Origin of the sequence: Serratia sp. HMSC15F11 (assembly GCF_001808215.1) — a bacterium.
Classification (GTDB): Bacteria; Pseudomonadota; Gammaproteobacteria; order Enterobacterales; family Enterobacteriaceae; genus Serratia; species Serratia nevei.
Window position 1 is genome coordinate 1 of record NZ_KV792428.1, and the last position, 16,099, is coordinate 16,099.

A 16,099-nucleotide genomic window follows, 5' to 3' on the forward strand; every position below is an offset into this window, starting at 1 on the left:
TTCACGCTAAAGCGCGATGAACCTTTTTTTTACCGGCACCACGGTGGCGGCAGCGTCGTTGGGTATTGCGGCGACGGTTGCATAACTCACTGGTGAAACAAGGAAAAAACAAAGCGTAATCTTGCGCATGCCTGGCCCCTGAAGAAAGTAGACTGTTTATTAAGGCGAGCGAGTTTCACCTGTGAACAGGGTGCTTACGCTCATCGGTTTTATATTTGAGACGATTTTATCGGGCGTTTCATATATTAAATTCAGCGCCGGTTAATATATGAAACTTTGTTTCTTTTTTAATGGGAAAACTATAAATCCGGTATTAAACAAGTCAAGAAATAAAAATGAGAGTTGACGAGCAATACCGATTATTGGGTTGTCTAGGTCGGCGGGGGCGGCACAGAGCAGGCTGAAATATTAGTGTCATCAATGCCCGTTAGACTCGCGGCATCCTGGTATTACTGACTAAAAATCATGAACATAAAACTGACACTGGGCCGCAGGGTAAAATCTGCGGCGGCGCTGCCGCGCGCGTTTGGCTTCGGCAAGAGCATGGGCTTATTAAGCGGCGTAATTTGCGTTATTGCGCTATTTTCTCTGCTGCAACTGTTTTCCACCGTATTTATTTCCAATATTCTGCGCGACGCCAAGGCTAACCTGGTGGCGGGCAACGGCTTGCATCGCCAGCAGGCGACGATGGATCGCGCCAGACTGTCGCTGCTGACGGCCAGCGACAGTTTGAACCGTGCGGGCATCTATTACCTGCAGGACAAAGCCACCGGCTCCGACGGCAGTTGGCACAGCCTGCTGGATGAATCGTTGGCGGCGCTGCAGGCCTCAGAGCAGGCCTTCGTCCAGTTCGAGCGCTTGAGCGCGGAGGCGCCCGAGGCGGCGGGCGCCCTGAAAGACAGCTATCGCCTGTTCTATGACGGCCTGAAAGAGCAGGCGCAAGGGTTGCAGGGCAGCAGTATCGATGCGTTTTTCGCCGTGCCGATCCAGGCGTTTCAGGCGGATTTTAACGAGAAGTACCTCGCTTATCAGGCGCTGAACGAACGGCGTGGCGATGATGTCAACGTGCGGCAATTGGCGGCGCTGGAGCAGGCCAGGACCTTTGCGCTCGGCGCGCTGGCCGCGCTGGCGCTGATCGCCGTGGGGGTGTGGGTCGGTGTCTCTCGCTGGGTGATCGCGCCGCTGCGGCGGGCGATCGCGCACCTCAATGTGCTGGCCGCCGGCGATCTTTCGCGGCCGCTGCCGCCTGAGCGGGCATTCAACCGCGAGATGCGCCAGCTGCAGACCAGCATTGGCCACATGCAGGGCGGCCTGCAGCGCCTGGTCAGCGAGGTACGCGATGCGGCGAGCGGGATCCTGAACGGCGTCGGGCGGCTGGCGGACGGCAATCGACAGTTGACGGCGCAGTCGGCGAAGCAGAACGGCGAATTACAGTTGGCGACCGAGCAGGTGCAGCAGCTGGCGGCGCGGGTGGAGGAAAACGGCCAATACGCGCAGCAGGCCAGCCAACGAACCGAACAGGCCCGGCAGTGCGCCGGCGCCGGTGAACAGATGATGCAAACCGTCAATGTTTCGATGCAAGGGATCGTCAACCAATCGGCCGAGATGCGCGGCATCGTCGCGCTGATCGACAGCGTGGCGTTCCAGACCAATATGTTGGCGCTGAATGCGGCAATCGAGGCGGCGCACGCCGGCGTTCATGGCCGCGGCTTTGCCATCGTGGCCAAAGAGGTGGGGCTGTTGGCGCAAAAGAGCAGCCATTCGACGCGCGATATTCAGCAGTTGATCAACCGTTCGCTGCAGCAAATCGATCAAGGTTCGCAGGCGGTGGAGCTACTGACGGGCAACCTGCGCCAGATTATCGATCTGGTGAACAAATGCAGTGCGCTGATGGGGGACATTTCCCTGGCATCGCTCAATCAGGGGGAGAGCATTCAGGACGTGACGGCGCGCATCTCGGCGCTGAATCAGGTGGTGCGGCAAACCGGCACGGTGGTGAACGCGGTGACCGAGGCTTCGCAGCTGTTGCAGGGCGAGTCGGAACGGTTAGAAAAAGCGATGGCGCGTTTCAGGCTGCCGGCGCAATAAATACTTCCGATGCAGGCTAATGAATAATAAAGCTGCGCTTAACGTTATTTATTATTTTCGCACACTGAGAAAGTTAAGCGGTTAAATAAAAGCGCAGGCCGACGCTTATGGATTTAAAAAGCATCGGCCTGCAGAGATTATTTTTTGACGGGATGATTAACGGCTGGTCTGGTGGCCGATAATGCCGCCGAGCGCTGCGCCGCCAAGGGTGCCCAGCGTGCTGCCGTCGGTCAGCACCGCGCCGCCGACGGCGCCCACGCCCGCGCCGATCGCCGTGTTGCGATCGCGATTGGACATATGCCCACATGCGGTAACGGAAAGCGTTGCCATCACCACCACCAACACACCTGCGGCACGTTTAATATTCATAATGAGTTCCTGGTAAATTGACTGATTAATGGATTAAAAATAATCCGATTAACCTGCCGGTAGAAGTTGGGATGAATGTATTCCTCCGTAAGAAAATCGAACAGGTAAAAATTCTTAATTTTGCGGCGGTGAAAAGCGTTTGCTCGCCGAATGTGCGGCCGCCGGTAAAATCGTGGGTCTATACTGGAAAGACGCCTCGCGGGGGCGGGGCGCACACTCTGGAGGACGCCATGTCCGATCTCGTTTCCGCCTCCGGCAAACCGGTGAAAATCCCCGGCCCGGACCACCCAATCACCTTGACCCGCCATCCGGCGCGGGTTGTTGTGCGTACAGCCGGTCAGACCCTGGCCGACAGCCGCAACGTGCTCATCCTGCAGGAAGCCACCTATCCGCCGGTGTTTTACTTTCCGCGTGAGGATGTGAATCGGGCGCTGTTGCAGAAAAACGAGCACGTCATGCTGCCCTTATAAGGGCGACTGCAGTTATTTCTCCCTTGTGCTTAACGGCGCGCAGGAGGCCAATGTGGCCTGGAGTTATGAAATGCCCTACAACGCCGTGGTAGCGATCAAGGATTATCTGGCATTTTATCCCGATAAAGTGACGGAGATCCGCACCGAAGCGTGAGCCGGCGCCGCCATCGGGCGGGGGCAGGTTGACATTCTTATTGTCCCTACTCATTATGTGTATTACCGGAAATTAATACGCTTTCCTTATGTTTTAATCCGATATAAACGAAACTCTGAGCAGGTGCCAAGGTGTCTACCTCTACGCGATTTGCCGTTGCCATCCATATTCTGACCAACATTACGCTGTGTCGCGGCCAGACGGTGCGTTCTGAAGATATCGCGCGCAGCGTCAACACCAACCCGACGGTGGTGCGGCGCATCCTCGGCGCGCTGGCGGAGGCCGGGCTGACCTATTCACAGATGGGGCAAGGCGGCGGGGCGTTGCTGGCGCGGCCGGCGGAAGCGATCTCGCTGCTGGACGTGTATCGCGCGGTAGAGGATCAGCCGTATTTTATGCTGCACCGTACCCGGCCTAACGATGCGTGCTATATCGGCCACGCGATTACCCCGGTGCTGGAGCAAGAGTTCGCGCGCGTCGGTCACGCGCTGGAAGCCAGCCTGGCGCAAACCAGCATCGCCGAAATGGCCGGGCAGGTCGAGCGGCGCGCAGGCTATCCTTTTATCCCTTGTTCACCGCAATATCAAGCGGATACGCAATAAAAACCCTCGCCAATTCCCGCTACGCGCAGAGCATTTTTTGCATTGCTTTAATGTAATTGTGTAAGTTACATTAGCTCGCATCAAGTGTGATGTAGCTCACGTTTTAGACTGCCTCCCCACGATACTCAACCGATTGGCCGGAAACCTTTTCTTCCGGCGCAGATTCGCTGTGCTTATAAACCAGGAGAGAACGATGTTAGAAATGATTGAAAGCTTGGCCACCGTGGTGGTCCTGGTGCCGGTAATGGTAGCCGTCTTGCTCGGCGCGATTTACGGCCTGGGTGAAGTGTTCAACGTCTTTTCCGCTATCGGCCGCAAAAACGGCTGATGGCACGCCAGGGGGCGGTTCTCGTCCTCCGGCTCCCCTCCGAATTATCCTGTACCCTCCTTGCTTCATAGCGTAAATCCCCCTCTACTCCAGAAAAAGTCGGGCGCTCAGCGTATCGATGAACACCCTGAGTTTCGGCGTCAGGTGCTTGCTGGAAGGCCACAGGACTTTAAAGCTGCCGCTGTGGTGACTATGCTCGCGCAATATCTGCTGTAATCGCCCCTGTTCCCGTGCGCGCTTCACGGCAAAATCCGGCAAACAGGCGATGCCCTGGCCGCTTTCCGCCAGGTAAATCAGGGTATCGACGGTGTTGCAGACCAGCCGGGTGTTGATACCCTCGGCGAGCAGCTTTTCCCATCCGGCGATCGGCCAGGGTTCCACTTTGCCGGTCGCGGGAAATTTGTACAGCAGGCAGGCATGGCCTTGCAGTTCCGCCGGTTGATGCGGGATCCCCATCTGGCGCAAATAATCCGGCGAGGCCACCAGCTGCAGATGAAACGTGCCCAGCTGGCGGCTCATCAGCCGTGAGTCCTCGGTCTCGCCGACGCGAACTACGGCATCAAAGCCTTCTTCGATGACATCGACCCGGCGGTCGGAAAAATCGGTTTCCAGCTCAATCTCCGGGTAACGCCGGACGAACTCCGCCAGCACCGGATTCAACAGGCCGCCCACCAACGGCAAACTGACACGCAGCTTGCCGCGCGGCGCGCTGTGCGTATCGCTGATTTCCCGTTCCGCCGCCGCTAATTCCCCGAGAATACGCTGGCAGCGGAGCAGAAACAGCCGGCCTTCGGCGGTTAACGTCATGCTGCGCGTGCTGCGGTGGAACAGGCGTGCACCCAGCCGATTTTCCAGGCGGGCGATGCTTTTCCCCACCGCGGAGGCAGAAATGCCGAGCACGCGGCCGGCCTCAACGAAACTCAGCGTCTCCGCGGCCTGCACAAAGACGCTCACCCCAGACAGATTATCCATTGCTTGCCTCATTGAGGACGAAATTGTCCGCTATGAAAGGAAATCTAGCCTGTTTTTCCGTTAATCGCCACGCTCTATGCTCGGTGGCGACAGCATGGGCTGACTACCTGGAGCAATAAAGATGAGTGAATACGGATCATCCGCCAACGCGATCGACGGCGCGATAGAGAAAGCCTTGCGCGAAAAACGATTGGTTGGCGCGGTCGTTTTGGTGGCGCAGGGCGGTGAGATTGTTTATCGACGCGCGGCGGGCATGGCAGATCGCGAAGCGGGCAAACCGATGGCGTGCAATACGCTGTTTCGGCTGGCTTCGGTGTCCAAACCGATCGTGCCCACGGCGGCGCTGGCGCTGATGGCGCGAGGAGACATGCGGTTGGACGATCCCGTTACCCGCTGGCTGCCGGATTTTCGTCCGCGGCTGGCGGACGGCACCGTCCCGTTGTTGACGCTGCGCCATTTAATGACCCATACCGCCGGGTTAAGCTACCGCTTTTTTCAGCCGGAAGACGGATGCTACGCACGATTGGGCGTCTCCGACGGGATGGATGAGGCGGCGGTCAGCCTGCCGGAAAATGTGCGGCGCATTGCTTCCGCGCCGTTGCTGGCACCGCCCGGCGCGGAGTGGCGTTATTCCATCGCCACCGATGTGTTGGGCGCGGTTATTGAACGGGCGAGCGGCCTGCCGCTGGCGCAGGCGGTCAAAAAATGGGTGACCGGGCCGCTGGCGATGACGGATACCGATTTCCTGGCGGTGGACGCCGCGCGCCTGGCGGCCGCTTACGCTGACCATCCCGGCGAGCCACGCCGCCTGCGCCAGCCGGATCGTTTACCCTTCATCGACGGCAGCGCCGGTTTTCATCTGTCGCCGGCGCGTGCGCTGGATCCGCAGGCGTACGCCTCCGGCGGCGCCGGCATGGTCGGTTCGGCGGAGGATTTCCTGCGCCTGCTGGAAACGTTGCGCCAGGGGGGCGGGCAGGTACTGCCAACCGATTGGGTGGCGGCGCTGACCACCAACCAAATCGGCGATCTGCCGATGCCGTTTTGGCCAGGGCGCGGCTTCGGCCTGGGCATCACCGTGCTGAAAGATCCCGTCGCCGCGCAAACGCCGGAGTCTGTGGGCAGCTGGCGGATGGGCGGCACCTATGGCCACTCGTGGTTCGTCGATCCTGCCCGGCAGCTCAGCGTGGTGGCGTTTACCAACACGGCGCTGGAAGGAATGTCCGGCGCCTTTGTCGGCGAGATTTGTCAGGCGGTTTATGCCGCCACGGGAGTGCCGTCATGGGCCTGATGCCACCGATTTTCTTCATCGCGCTGGGGTTGTTCGGCGTTTACTGCATTGAGTTCGGCGTGGTGGGTATTTTACCGCAGATCATCACGCGCTATGGCATCTCCACGGCGCAGGCCGGCTGGCTGGTCGGGGTCTTCGCCCTGACCATTGCGCTGTTCGGGCCGCTGTTGGTGCTGCTGGCGTCGCGGTTCAATCGCAAACGCATGTTGTTGATCGCGTTGGCCGTGTTTGCGGCAGCCAGCGCGCTGGCCGCTCAGGCGGACAGCTTTGCCATGCTGATGCTGCTGCGTATTTTGCCGGCGTTGTTTCATCCGATCTACTTTTCACTGGCTATGGTGGCGGCCGCGGCGCTTTATCCGCCGCATCTGGCCACCAAAGCAACCGCTTATGCGTTTATCGGCACCAGCATGGGGATGGTATTGGGCATACCGCTGACGCAATGGATCGCCGGGCAGTTCAGCTATGAGGCATCGTTCCGATTTTGCGCGCTGGTCAACCTTCTGGCGGCGCTGGGATTGCTGTGGCGCTTGCCTGTTGCGGCCGTGCAGCGTCTCAGCTACGGCAAGCAGTTGGCAATCCTGCGCAGCGGCACGCTGTGGTTGAATATCATTACCTGCGTACTGATCTTTGCCGCCATGTTTGCCGTCTACGCTTACGCAGCCGAGTACCTCAGCCGTGAAGCCGGTATTGGCGACGCCGCCATCGGCTGGCTTCTGGTGGCGTTCGGTGTGGGCGGCGTCGCGGGCAACCTGTTGGCCGGCAAGTGGTTGAGCCGCCACCGCGCAGTGACGGTGCTGCTGCATCCGATAGCCTTGATTGCGGCTTATGCGCTGTTGTATCGCTACGGCAGCGCGAATATCGGCTCGATGACGGCACTTTGCCTGTATTGGGGGGCGGCGCACACCAGCGGTTTGATCGTGACGCAGGTCTGGCTGACCTCCGAAGCGCCGCAGGCGCCGGCGTTCGCCACCGGGCTGTATATCGCCTTTATCAACCTGGGCGTGGCGGTGGGGTCGCTGGTGGGCGGTTGGTTTATCGCTGCCTGGGGGCTACAGGGCAGCCTGCTGTGTGGGGCCATGTTTGCCGCACTGGCGGCGATCGCGATCGCCGCCAGGCTGTGGCTGCAACGGCAGGCTACGGTTGCGTTGCGTCAATCATCGCCATCACCTGCCGAAACATCGCGCTTTCCGCATCGGCCAGTTCGTTGACCAGCGTAAAGTGGTTGCAGTGGCGATCGGCCAGCAGCTGGACGTCGAGGCCGCGCGCCAGGCAGGCGTCATAATAGGCCTGCGTCTGGTTTTTAAACCCTTGGGTTTCCCGCTGGCCGACGTCGAGCAATATCTGCGGCGCATGTTCCTTCGCCGGCAGTAAAAACAGCGGGCTAAGGGTTTGCGCCTGCTCGAGCGTCAGGTGCAGCCAGTCGTTGATATAGACATCGCAAAGCGGGCGCAGATCGTAGAGGCCGCTCAGCGCCAGCGCGCCTTTGATCGCGTCGGGCGGCAGGCGATAGCGTGATTGCCAGCCGTCGGCGATCAGCATGCCGCACAGGTGGCCGCCGGCCGAACTGCCGCTGACGAAAATGCGTGCCGGATCGATGCCGAAAGGCGCCCCGTGATGATAAAGCCAGGCGACGGCGCTGCGCACCTCGTGCACGATCTCCGCCAGCGTCGCTTCCGGCGCCAGCGTGTATTCCAGCGTGGCGACCGCCACGCCGCGGCGGGCAAACGCGGCGGCCATCGAACAGGCTTCCTCTTTGCGCTGCGAATGCCAGTAGCCGCCATGAATAAAGATCAGCAGCGGGGCGGGCTGCGTGCAGGCCGGGAACAGATCGAGGCGCTCTGCGGCGCTCATGCCGTAGCGCAGGTCGTAAATGCCGGGCGTCTGTGCCCTGGCGCGCTGGGCCAGCGCGGCGTATTCCGCCATGCAGGCGTCAAAATCTTCCACCGAAGCGCGGGCGTTGTATTGCACGGCGCGCGCGCTCAGGTCTTCAAACGTCAGATCGATGCTCATCACTTCTCCGGATTGTTATGCGTTATGCCTTCATCATCGTCCCACAGGCGAAAAGATGTTTGATCTCCGGTGCGCATCATTGCGGCTTCTCCGATGCTGTTTTCTGCTGTATATTGCTGTTTTATGCTTTTTATTGCGGAATAAACCCATGCACAAAGCGGCACGACAGCGCCATTTACTGGATTTGCTCAGCGAACGCGGGCAGGCGGCGGTGGCGGAATTGGCCGGCGCCATCGGCGTTTCGGTCGATACCGTGCGCCGCGATCTGGCCGATCTCGAGCGGCAAGGGTTGGCGCAGAAACATCACGGCGGGGCGATCGCGCTCGAACCGTCCGACATGCCGCGCCAGGCGCGTGCGGCGCTGTTGCCGCAGGTCAAGCAGCGGCTCGGCCGCGCGGTGGCCGCGCAGATCCCACCCGGCAGCACCCTGATGCTGGATGCGGGCAGTACGCTGCTGGCGGTGGCGCAGGCGCTGCGTGGGCCGGCCACGGTGATCACCGCTTCGCTGGATATCGCGCAGTGCCTGAGCGACAGGCCGGAGATCAACCTGATCCTGCTTGGCGGCCAGTGGGATGCGCGCCAGCGGCTGTTCGCCGGCGGCGCCACCCTGGCGTTGTTGGCGCGCTACCGCGCGGACATCGCCTTGTTGGGCGCCTGCGCGGTGCATGCGCAGCTGGGGCTGAGCGCCGGCGAAGAGGCCGATGCTGAGGTCAAACGCGCCATGCTGGCCAACAGCGGCGAGCGCTGGCTGGTGGCCGACCATATGAAACTGGATCGCTGCGAACCGCATCACGTTGCGGATCTGGCGCAGGTCCAACGGCTGTTTACCGATCGCCCGTGGGACAACCTGGACGAACAATCACTGATTGAACTTTGTGTCGTCGCCGACGACCGCTAGAGGAGAACACTGATGAACGATACCGCACGACCGTTGCAGGTGGCGCTGATTGGCTACGGCTTCGTCGGCAAGGCGTTTCACGCGCCGCTGATTAACGCGGTGCCGGGGCTGGAGCTGAGCGTGGTGGCTTCGCGCGATGCCGCCAAGGTGCATGCCGATCTGCCGCACGCGCAGGTGATCGCCGATCCGCTGGAGGCTATCCGCCGGCAGGAGGTGGATTTGGTGGTGATCGCGTCGCCGAACGACACCCATGCGCCGCTGGCGCTGGCCGCGTTGGAGGCGGGCAAGCACGTGGTGGTGGATAAGCCGTTTACGCTGGATTTGGCGCAGGCGCGCACGCTGATTGCGGCGGCGAAAAAACACGATCGTCTGCTGTCGGTGTTCCAGAACCGCCGCTGGGACAGCGACTACCTGGGCGTGAAGCAGGTGATCGAACAGGGGCTGATCGGCAAGGTGACGCACTTTGAGTCGCACATCGATCGCTACCGCCCTGAAGTGCGGGTGCGCTGGCGCGAACAGAACCTGCCGGGGAGCGGGCTGTGGTTCGATCTGGGGCCGCACATGGTCGATCAGGCGCTGCAGCTGTTCGGTTTGCCGCACAGCGTGCAGGCCAACATCGCCACGCTGCGCCCCAACGCGCAGGTTAACGACTGGGCCCACGTGGTGCTCAACTACCCGACGCACCGCGTGATCCTGCACGGCAGCATGCTGGTGGCGGGGGGCGTGGCGCGCTTTACCGTACACGGCGAGAAAGGCAGCGTGGTCAAAGCGCGCGCCGACGGGCAGGAGAGCCAACTGTTGGCCGGCGTGACGCCGGGCTCGGCGGAGTGGGGCAAAGACGACGACGCGATGAGCCTGTTTATCGGCACGGAGCCGGTGCGCACGCTGCCGACGCCGGATGGCGACCAGCGTCAATATTACGTCCAGGTCCGCGACGCGCTGCGCGGCGTCGGGGCCAACCCGGTTACCGCCCCGCAGGCGCTGGCGGTGATGGCGGTGCTGGAGGCGGCCACCCTGGCGGCGGAAACCGGCGTCACCCAAGCTCTGCCGCTCACCGAGGCAGAAATCGCCGCCTGGTAACGGTTCGCGGCAGATAAGGCGTCAGACGCATGGATACAGTGCATGTCGTGCGTCTTCCGCCATCCCAACCCCTGGCATAGGCTAATCCTCAGTCTATGTCAGGAGTGTTTATCATGTTATCCCATCCTTCGCCGCAGGGCGTGCGCGGCATATTGGCCGCACTGTCTCTGAGCATGCTGCTGTCATCGCTCGGCATCAGCATCGCCAACGTCGGGCTGCCGGCGCTCGCCACCGCGTTCCATGCTTCGTTCCAGGCGGTGCAGTGGGTATTGCTCTGTTATTTGCTGGCCGTCACCACCTGCATCATCGGCATCGGTCGCTTGGGCGACAGCCTTAATCGCCGCCGCCTGCTGTTGGCGGGCATCGCGCTGTTTACCGCCGCTTCGCTGGCTTGCGCGCTGGCCCCACAGCTTTGGCTGCTGCTGGCGGCGCGCCTGGCGCAGGGGCTGGGGGGCGCGGTCATGATGTCGATCGCCATGGCGCTGGCGGGCGAGGCACTGGGCACGGAAAAAATCGGCCGCGCGATGGGGCTGCTCGGCACGATGTCGGCAGTGGGCACCGCGCTGGGGCCGTCGTTGGGCGGCGCGCTGATCGCCGGCTTCGGCTGGCGGGCGATGTTTCTGATCAATCTGCCGCTGGGCCTGTTGGCGCTGTGGCTCGCCTGGCGATACTTGCCGGATGGGGCACGCCCGGCAGCGCGCCAGGAACCGTTCGATCGCGCCGGTACGCTACTGCTGGGCGGCGCATTGCTCTGCTATTCGCTGGCGATGACCCTCGGGCGCGGCAATTTCGGCGCGCTCAACCTGGCGTTGATGCTGGGGGCGCTGTTGGCGGGGGCGCTGTTCATCGGCGTGGAACGCCGCGCCGCCTCGCCGCTGTTGGCACCGACGATGTTCCGTCATCCGGCCCTGACGGCGGGGCTGGCGGCCAGCGCGCTGGTGATGACGGTCATGACCGCCACGCTGGTGGTCGGGCCGTTCTACCTGTCACGCGCGCTGGGGCTAAGCGCCGCGCAGGTCGGGCTGGTGATGTCGGCGGGGCCGGCGGTGGCGATCCTGACCGGCATTCCGGCCGGTTATTTGGTGGATCGTTTTGGATCGCAGCGCATCGCGCAGTTTGGGCTGGCGGCGGTGGCTGCCGGTGCGGCGTTGCTGTCGCTGCTTAGCCGCGTCGGCGTGCTCGGCTATGTGGCGCCCATCGCGCTGCTGACCGCCGGCTATGCGCTGTTTCAGGTGGCCAACAACACCATGTTGATGAAGGATTTGTTTCCCGAGCGACGTGGGCTTATCGCCGGTATGGTGAACCTGGCGCGCAACCTCGGGGCGATCACCGGCGCTTCGGCGATGGGGGCGCTGTTTTATCTGGCTTCGCAGCGGGTGGCGGGCGCGGCGGCCGCCGCGGCTTACGGGATGCAGGTGACTTACGGCGTGGCGGCGCTGTTGGCGTTGGCGGCGTTGCTCATCGCCCTCGGCGGCCGCCGGCTGATGCTGCGTTACGACGCGCGCTGAACCGCGTAGCGTTCTTGCACGAACCCGTTATCCGAGGGGGTGACGGCGAGCAGGCGCAGGCGCTGCTCCGGGCCATCGGCGCCGAATAAGGGAATGCCGCCGCCCAGCAGCAGCGGCACGCGCGTGATAGTCATCTCGTCGATCAACCCGGCCTGCAGGAAGCGCTGAACGGTCTGGCCGCCGTCGATATACAGGTGACGGCAGCCTTGCTCGGCCAGCTGCGCCACGATGGCCGCCGGTTCGCCAGTCATCCAGCGAACGTGCGCGGTATCTTGTTGTGCGGGCGGTTGCGTCGACAGCACCACCACCGGCAGTTCGCCATAGGGCCACTCGGGAAAGGCGCGGACTTTCTCATAGGTATGGCGCCCCATCACCAGCGCGTCGATGTCGGCGATAAACGCCTCATAGCTTAGCCCGTTGAGCAATGAAACCGCGTACTCGGGCCGCAGCAGCCAGTCGATGTCGCCGTCCGCTCCGGCGATGAAGCCGTCCACGCTGGTGGCGATGTAAACCGAGCATTTCATCAGGCGAGATCTCCCCGGTAAACCACATGCACCTTGTTGCCGTCGGGATCGCGCAGGTAAGCACCGAAATAGCCTTTGCCGTAGTGCGCGCGTTCGCCGGGTTCGCCTTCACTGCCGCCGCCCGCCAGCAGGCCGGCGGCGTAGGCGCGCTTGACCGCCAGCTCATCGGCGGCGAGAAAGGCCAGCATGCTGCCGTTGCCGGCGCTGGCGGGCTGTCTGTCGAAGGGTTGGTAGGCATAGAAACGCGGCAGCGCTTGCCCCGGCATCACCCAACAGCGGGCGGCGGGACCGCCGTCCGGCGTCACTTCCCGCCGCTGTAATCCCAGCGGCAACAGAATGGCGTCGTAGAATGCGGCGGCAGCGTCCAGATCGCTGACGCCGACGGTAATATGACTGAACATGGCGCTTCCTTTCTGAAGAGGGATGAACGCATCAAACAGTAGCAGCGATACCGCAGGATGGACAGGCCATACGACGTCAAAATCCGTTGGCGTGGATCCAGCTCAACGTATCACCGAGCGTTTGCTCCAGCGGTCTGAAGCTCAGCGCGAGTTCGCGTTCGCTTTTAGCCGAATTGTAATGGGACCGGTCGGCTTCTTGCCTCATCAACCTTACTGTCGCCAGACTCAGCAGGATAGGCTTGCCACTGAGGCGGGAATAGGCTTCCTGCATTGTCGCCAGCGCGTACAACAGCGGGGTGGGTAAAACGCGAGTTGGCGTTTTGACATTGGCGATTTTGCCTAACATCTGCACCAGCGCTTGCATGGAGATATGCCTTCCTGCCGCCAGATAGCGCGCCCCTCGCTCTCCACGCTCGGCGGCACAGATCAGCGCCAGCGCCACATCGCGGGCATCGACCACTGAAAAACTGCCTGGAATCAGGCCCGGCAATTTACCGAGCAGGACGTCGCGAGCTAACTGCCCCGAAGAGGTGGGGCCTAAATCAGCGGGGCCCCACATCCATCCCGGTAATACCATGTTGCCGTGCATATCGGGATACCGTTGTAAAAAGTCGAGTACGGCGTGGTCGGCCATAATTTTGCTGCGGTAGTAATCATCGGCGTCTTCCTCACGGCGCAGACAGGTCTCGTCCAGCAACTGCCCGGCTTCTCCAGCTAATACGGCGACGGAAGAGGTGTGGACGAAACGTCGAATGCCCGCGCACCGGGCGTGTTCCAGCAAGCACTTCGTCCCTTCGATGTTGACGGCGTGCAGGTTGTCCCAATGGTTGCCGCCCTGGTAGTTTTCGCGAAAATAAGCGGCGGTGTGAAACAGAACGTCACATCCTGTCAGGCGGTCGGCGAAAGCGGCCACATTCAGCATATCTCCGGTGACTCGCTCGATCTCAGGAGCTTCACCGAACTGCCGCCGGCATTTTTCATCCGAGCGCACCAGCGCGCGAACATGCCACCCTTGCGCCAACAGGGCGCGTACCAGATGGTTACCGAGTAGCCCAGTAGCGCCTGTGACGAAAGCCGTTTTTGTTTTTTGCATTTTAAAATCTCAATAGTTATTCGGATTTCAGTTGATATTTAAATTAGTGGCGGACATTAAAAATATCAAGTGATATCTTGAGTGCTGTTCTACGGCAGAGAAAGGGAACTATCTCAATGAAAACGACGAAAAAACGTTTAACGCGTGAGGAGAGCCAACGGCAAACCCGCGACCGGCTTATAGAAACCGCCAGGCAGTTGTTTATCGCCAACGGCTACGGTGCGGCTTCCATACGAGATATCGCGAGTCAGGCGGGGTATTCACAGGGCGCGTTCTATTCTAATTTTGCCACCAAAGAGGCACTGCTGTTGGCGCTTTTACAACGCCATATGCAGGCGGAGGCGGGGCAATTGGCGAGTTTGACGCAATCCGATGCACGTACGCCGAAGCAGGTGCTGGCGGCGTTGGAAACCTGGGCGGCGACGCTGAATCTGGACGTGGATTGGGGCATGCTGTCGGTCGAGTTGCAACTTCATGCGCGGCGCAGCCCAACGTTTGCCGCCGAATATAACAAAATCTGGCGACATCATCAGGCGGCGATAGCGTCAGCGCTGGAAGCGTTGTTTGATCACTTGGATAAAACGCCGCCGGCAGAGCCGGAAGAATTAGCGGCGGCGTTTATGGCCATGGCGCATGGACTGGCATTGCAGAAAGCCATGCAAGGCGGTGAGCCGTACGGAAAAATCCTGATGGTATTTTTACGGGGGCTATTGTCCGCGCCGTCGGAATAGGCGCGGCCTCAATTGCTCTCTACGCGCGGGTTGGCGTGGGTCGGCTGGCTGGGATAGTCCACCTGATGCTTATGCAGGTAATCGCGGATCAGCTGGCGTACCACCTGGGAAGGGGTAACGTCCTGCTGCAGGCACAGGTCTTCCAGGGCTTTTTTCTTGTCCGGGTCAATCAGCACCGTGAGCCGCGCCGTTTTCTTTTCCATCAGGATCCTCCAGAGAATGATAACTGAATGATAATACCACGTGGGCGAAGCGGCCAGCCAGACCGCGTCGCCCCCACCTTTAGCGGAAATGCAGCCGCTCTATTTTGCGCGACAGATAGCCGAGCTCGCAGTTGAACAGTTCGCCGCTGCCGGCGGCCAGATTGCGCAGCGCGCTCAGCGGCAGCGTCACCCGGGCTAGCGTGGCGTAAATAATCACGTTGCCGCTGGGGGCGACGCAAAACAGCACGGTGCTGAATACCCGGTGCAGGCTGTGGTACAGCAGGCTATTTTCGTCGGGCAGATCGTGGTAATTCAGCACCAGCCAGCCCCCGTCGTTCAGCCGCGCAGCGCAGTTTTCCAGGAAGGTCTGGCTGCCTTGCTGCGGATCCATGGCAAACGCCGAATAGAGATCGGAGAAGATCAGATCGTAGCGCGTCTCGGCGGGCGGGCGCACGAAGTCCATGGCATCGGCGGTGCGCAGGCTGATGGTGTCGGTGGCCGGCAGCGTAAAATAACGGCGTGCGACGGCGATCACCGCGGCGCGCAGCTCGACCACGTCCAGGCGCATCGTCGGATCGAGGGCGTGCAGCGCACGCAGCAGGCTGCCGCCGCCCAACCCCAGGATCAACGCCGACGTCGGCGGCTGCCAGGCCACCGCCATCAGCATCGCTTTGATGTAGTTGTGGATCGGCTGCGCGGGGTTGCTGAGGCTCATCTTGCTCTGCTCGCAGATGCCGTCAAATCGCAGCGTGCGGTAGTCCTTGTGATCGGAAACGATGATTTCGCCCCAGGCATCGGCTTCGCGGGCAATCACCTGGCCGCGCGGAGAGAAATCGAGGGTTCTGAGTAAGCTGTCAACCAGAGACATGGTATTCGCAGGGCTCCTTTGGCAAGCGGCCTATTTACGGGCGCACATGAAATCGGCGGTGCAAATGCGTTGGCCGTCGATGCTGGCACGGCCGGTAAAGCGGGCGATCGCCCCGCGCCGGCGCACAAAGGCGACCTCCATCAGCACCTGATCGCCGGGGCGGGCGGCGCGATAAAACCGCGCCCGCTGGATGGCGGCGAAATAGTAATGTTCCCCTTCGTTCAGCGCCCCGAGATAGTAATGGGCCAGCAGGCCGGTGCTTTGCGCCAGCGCTTCTACCAACAGCACGCCGGGAAAACCGGCGAAGTGAGCGTGGCCGCTCCAGAATGTCGGCTCATTGGCGGTGATGTTCTTGATGGCGCTCAGCCGCCCTTCGGCAATGCAGGTGCCGGCGGGCAGCACGCGATCGACCAACAGGCAGGGATAGCGATGAGGCAAAATCGCCTGAATATCGTTGAATTGCAGGGGATGACCATTCAATGGCATGGGGGCGCGTGATCCTGTCTGCGGCG

The 16,099-nt window shown here is 61.4% G+C and carries 21 protein-coding genes; 11 read left to right on the top strand and 10 right to left on the bottom strand.

Features of this window, described 5'->3' with window-relative positions:
- Positions 1-6: 6 nt before the first annotated feature.
- Positions 7-129: a hypothetical protein gene (locus HMPREF3138_RS27390; protein WP_256388236.1), complete on the bottom strand. Its 123-nt coding sequence runs from the start codon at positions 127-129 to the stop codon at positions 7-9.
- 414 nt (positions 130-543) lie between these two features.
- Here HMPREF3138_RS27390 and HMPREF3138_RS08165 point away from each other — a divergent pair, with 414 nt between their 5' ends.
- The gene (locus HMPREF3138_RS08165) at positions 544-2,088 is read left to right on the top strand and encodes a methyl-accepting chemotaxis protein (RefSeq protein WP_174157821.1); all 1,545 of its coding nucleotides are present in this window, start codon (positions 544-546) and stop codon (positions 2,086-2,088) included.
- A 156-nt stretch (positions 2,089-2,244) separates the two neighbouring features.
- Here HMPREF3138_RS08165 and osmB read toward each other — a convergent pair whose 3' ends face one another.
- Positions 2,245-2,457 (bottom strand): osmotically-inducible lipoprotein OsmB, encoded by a 213-nt coding sequence (osmB, locus tag HMPREF3138_RS08170; RefSeq protein ID WP_004940700.1) that lies wholly within the window; start codon positions 2,455-2,457, stop codon positions 2,245-2,247.
- Between the two features lie 71 nt (positions 2,458-2,528).
- Between osmB and HMPREF3138_RS27395 the strand changes: the two genes are divergently transcribed.
- The 4 genes from HMPREF3138_RS27395 (at position 2,529) to HMPREF3138_RS08185 (ending at position 4,011) form a co-directional block, all read left to right on the top strand.
- Complete coding sequence (locus HMPREF3138_RS27395; protein WP_239667092.1) at positions 2,529-2,927, top strand: DUF427 domain-containing protein; 399 nt, start codon at positions 2,529-2,531, stop codon at positions 2,925-2,927.
- A gap of 25 nt (positions 2,928-2,952) precedes the next feature.
- Complete coding sequence (locus HMPREF3138_RS27400; protein WP_239667091.1) at positions 2,953-3,081, top strand: DUF427 domain-containing protein; 129 nt, start codon at positions 2,953-2,955, stop codon at positions 3,079-3,081.
- 131 nt (positions 3,082-3,212) lie between these two features.
- The gene (locus HMPREF3138_RS08180) at positions 3,213-3,683 is read left to right on the top strand and encodes an Rrf2 family transcriptional regulator (RefSeq protein ID WP_038872961.1); all 471 of its coding nucleotides are present in this window, start codon (positions 3,213-3,215) and stop codon (positions 3,681-3,683) included.
- Between the two features lie 193 nt (positions 3,684-3,876).
- Positions 3,877-4,011 carry an AcrZ family multidrug efflux pump-associated protein gene (locus HMPREF3138_RS08185; protein ID WP_033643027.1) on the top strand — a complete coding sequence of 45 codons (135 nt, stop codon included), beginning with the start codon at positions 3,877-3,879 and terminating at the stop codon, positions 4,009-4,011.
- 84 nt (positions 4,012-4,095) lie between these two features.
- On the opposite strand, the gene HMPREF3138_RS08190 is transcribed toward HMPREF3138_RS08185, so the two are convergent.
- Positions 4,096-4,983 (bottom strand): LysR family transcriptional regulator, encoded by an 888-nt coding sequence (locus tag HMPREF3138_RS08190; RefSeq protein WP_038872964.1) that lies wholly within the window; start codon positions 4,981-4,983, stop codon positions 4,096-4,098.
- Positions 4,984-5,104: 121 nt separating this feature from the next.
- Here HMPREF3138_RS08190 and HMPREF3138_RS08195 point away from each other — a divergent pair, with 121 nt between their 5' ends.
- Both HMPREF3138_RS08195 and HMPREF3138_RS08200 read left to right on the top strand, forming a co-directional pair.
- Positions 5,105-6,271 carry a serine hydrolase domain-containing protein gene (locus HMPREF3138_RS08195; protein ID WP_038872967.1) on the top strand — a complete coding sequence of 389 codons (1,167 nt, stop codon included), beginning with the start codon at positions 5,105-5,107 and terminating at the stop codon, positions 6,269-6,271.
- A complete protein-coding gene (locus tag HMPREF3138_RS08200) occupies positions 6,262-7,479 on the top strand; it encodes an MFS transporter (protein WP_038872970.1) in 1,218 nt (405 codons plus the stop codon). Before HMPREF3138_RS08195 ends, HMPREF3138_RS08200 begins: the two co-directional genes overlap by 10 nt.
- Here HMPREF3138_RS08200 and HMPREF3138_RS08205 read toward each other — a convergent pair.
- Positions 7,406-8,281 carry an alpha/beta hydrolase gene (locus HMPREF3138_RS08205; RefSeq protein ID WP_038872973.1) on the bottom strand — a complete coding sequence of 292 codons (876 nt, stop codon included), beginning with the start codon at positions 8,279-8,281 and terminating at the stop codon, positions 7,406-7,408. The genes HMPREF3138_RS08200 and HMPREF3138_RS08205 overlap by 74 nt on opposite strands.
- 148 nt (positions 8,282-8,429) lie before the next feature.
- Between HMPREF3138_RS08205 and HMPREF3138_RS08210 the strand changes: the two genes are divergently transcribed.
- The 3 genes from HMPREF3138_RS08210 (at position 8,430) to HMPREF3138_RS08220 (ending at position 11,767) form a co-directional block, all read left to right on the top strand.
- Complete coding sequence (locus HMPREF3138_RS08210) at positions 8,430-9,179, top strand: DeoR/GlpR family DNA-binding transcription regulator (RefSeq protein ID WP_038872976.1); 750 nt, start codon at positions 8,430-8,432, stop codon at positions 9,177-9,179.
- A 12-nt stretch (positions 9,180-9,191) separates the two neighbouring features.
- Complete coding sequence (locus HMPREF3138_RS08215) at positions 9,192-10,259, top strand: oxidoreductase (protein WP_038872979.1); 1,068 nt, start codon at positions 9,192-9,194, stop codon at positions 10,257-10,259.
- A gap of 113 nt (positions 10,260-10,372) precedes the next feature.
- A complete protein-coding gene (locus HMPREF3138_RS08220; RefSeq protein WP_038872982.1) occupies positions 10,373-11,767 on the top strand; it encodes an MFS transporter in 1,395 nt (464 codons plus the stop codon).
- On the opposite strand, the gene HMPREF3138_RS08225 is transcribed toward HMPREF3138_RS08220, so the two are convergent.
- The 3 genes from HMPREF3138_RS08225 to HMPREF3138_RS08235 all read right to left on the bottom strand — a co-directional run bounded on the left by HMPREF3138_RS08225 (position 11,752) and on the right by HMPREF3138_RS08235 (position 13,785).
- Positions 11,752-12,291, bottom strand: a complete 540-nt coding sequence (locus HMPREF3138_RS08225; RefSeq protein WP_170310527.1) for a dihydrofolate reductase family protein — start codon at positions 12,289-12,291, stop codon at positions 11,752-11,754. The genes HMPREF3138_RS08220 and HMPREF3138_RS08225 overlap by 16 nt on opposite strands.
- Positions 12,291-12,692, bottom strand: coding sequence for a VOC family protein (locus tag HMPREF3138_RS08230; protein WP_038872988.1), 402 nt, complete (start codon positions 12,690-12,692; stop codon positions 12,291-12,293). Before HMPREF3138_RS08230 ends, HMPREF3138_RS08225 begins: the two co-directional genes overlap by 1 nt.
- Positions 12,693-12,768: 76 nt before the next feature.
- Positions 12,769-13,785: an SDR family oxidoreductase gene (locus HMPREF3138_RS08235; protein WP_038872991.1), complete on the bottom strand. Its 1,017-nt coding sequence runs from the start codon at positions 13,783-13,785 to the stop codon at positions 12,769-12,771.
- A 116-nt stretch (positions 13,786-13,901) separates the two neighbouring features.
- On the opposite strand from HMPREF3138_RS08235, the gene HMPREF3138_RS08240 reads away from it, so the two are divergent.
- Complete coding sequence (locus HMPREF3138_RS08240; RefSeq protein ID WP_038872994.1) at positions 13,902-14,516, top strand: TetR/AcrR family transcriptional regulator; 615 nt, start codon at positions 13,902-13,904, stop codon at positions 14,514-14,516.
- A gap of 8 nt (positions 14,517-14,524) precedes the next feature.
- On the opposite strand, the gene HMPREF3138_RS08245 is transcribed toward HMPREF3138_RS08240, so the two are convergent.
- The 3 genes from HMPREF3138_RS08245 to fabZ all read right to left on the bottom strand — a co-directional run bounded on the left by HMPREF3138_RS08245 (position 14,525) and on the right by fabZ (position 16,073).
- The gene (locus HMPREF3138_RS08245) at positions 14,525-14,719 is read right to left on the bottom strand and encodes a ribbon-helix-helix domain-containing protein (RefSeq protein WP_038872997.1); all 195 of its coding nucleotides are present in this window, start codon (positions 14,717-14,719) and stop codon (positions 14,525-14,527) included.
- 79 nt (positions 14,720-14,798) lie between these two features.
- A complete protein-coding gene (locus HMPREF3138_RS08250; RefSeq protein WP_038873000.1) occupies positions 14,799-15,587 on the bottom strand; it encodes a spermidine synthase in 789 nt (262 codons plus the stop codon).
- A 30-nt stretch (positions 15,588-15,617) separates the two neighbouring features.
- On the bottom strand, positions 15,618-16,073 hold the full coding sequence (fabZ, locus tag HMPREF3138_RS08255; RefSeq protein ID WP_038873003.1) for a 3-hydroxyacyl-ACP dehydratase FabZ: 456 nt from the start codon (positions 16,071-16,073) through the stop codon (positions 15,618-15,620).
- Between the last annotated feature and the right edge of the window lie 26 nt (positions 16,074-16,099).

Excerpts from the sequence above, each read along its gene's own strand:
- osmB (WP_004940700.1), bottom strand. The coding sequence starts at position 2,457 with ATGAATATTAAACGTGCCGCAGGTGTGTTGGTGGTGGTGATGGCAACG.
- HMPREF3138_RS27390 (WP_256388236.1), bottom strand. The coding sequence starts at position 129 with ATGCGCAAGATTACGCTTTGTTTTTTCCTTGTTTCACCAGTGAGTTAT.
- HMPREF3138_RS08220 (WP_038872982.1), top strand. The coding sequence starts at position 10,373 with ATGTTATCCCATCCTTCGCCGCAGGGCGTGCGCGGCATATTGGCCGCA.
- HMPREF3138_RS08215 (WP_038872979.1), top strand. The coding sequence starts at position 9,192 with ATGAACGATACCGCACGACCGTTGCAGGTGGCGCTGATTGGCTACGGC.
- HMPREF3138_RS08200 (WP_038872970.1), top strand. The coding sequence starts at position 6,262 with ATGGGCCTGATGCCACCGATTTTCTTCATCGCGCTGGGGTTGTTCGGC.
- HMPREF3138_RS08205 (WP_038872973.1), bottom strand. The coding sequence starts at position 8,281 with ATGAGCATCGATCTGACGTTTGAAGACCTGAGCGCGCGCGCCGTGCAA.
- HMPREF3138_RS08165 (WP_174157821.1), top strand. The coding sequence starts at position 544 with ATGGGCTTATTAAGCGGCGTAATTTGCGTTATTGCGCTATTTTCTCTG.
- HMPREF3138_RS08190 (WP_038872964.1), bottom strand. The coding sequence starts at position 4,983 with ATGGATAATCTGTCTGGGGTGAGCGTCTTTGTGCAGGCCGCGGAGACG.
- HMPREF3138_RS08240 (WP_038872994.1), top strand. The coding sequence starts at position 13,902 with ATGAAAACGACGAAAAAACGTTTAACGCGTGAGGAGAGCCAACGGCAA.
- HMPREF3138_RS08225 (WP_170310527.1), bottom strand. The coding sequence starts at position 12,291 with ATGAAATGCTCGGTTTACATCGCCACCAGCGTGGACGGCTTCATCGCC.
- fabZ (WP_038873003.1), bottom strand. The coding sequence starts at position 16,073 with ATGCCATTGAATGGTCATCCCCTGCAATTCAACGATATTCAGGCGATT.
- HMPREF3138_RS08210 (WP_038872976.1), top strand. The coding sequence starts at position 8,430 with ATGCACAAAGCGGCACGACAGCGCCATTTACTGGATTTGCTCAGCGAA.
- HMPREF3138_RS27395 (WP_239667092.1), top strand. The coding sequence starts at position 2,529 with ATGAATGTATTCCTCCGTAAGAAAATCGAACAGGTAAAAATTCTTAAT.
- HMPREF3138_RS08235 (WP_038872991.1), bottom strand. The coding sequence starts at position 13,785 with ATGCAAAAAACAAAAACGGCTTTCGTCACAGGCGCTACTGGGCTACTC.
- HMPREF3138_RS08245 (WP_038872997.1), bottom strand. The coding sequence starts at position 14,719 with ATGGAAAAGAAAACGGCGCGGCTCACGGTGCTGATTGACCCGGACAAG.
- HMPREF3138_RS08230 (WP_038872988.1), bottom strand. The coding sequence starts at position 12,692 with ATGTTCAGTCATATTACCGTCGGCGTCAGCGATCTGGACGCTGCCGCC.
- HMPREF3138_RS08195 (WP_038872967.1), top strand. The coding sequence starts at position 5,105 with ATGAGTGAATACGGATCATCCGCCAACGCGATCGACGGCGCGATAGAG.
- HMPREF3138_RS08185 (WP_033643027.1), top strand. The coding sequence starts at position 3,877 with ATGTTAGAAATGATTGAAAGCTTGGCCACCGTGGTGGTCCTGGTGCCG.
- HMPREF3138_RS08250 (WP_038873000.1), bottom strand. The coding sequence starts at position 15,587 with ATGTCTCTGGTTGACAGCTTACTCAGAACCCTCGATTTCTCTCCGCGC.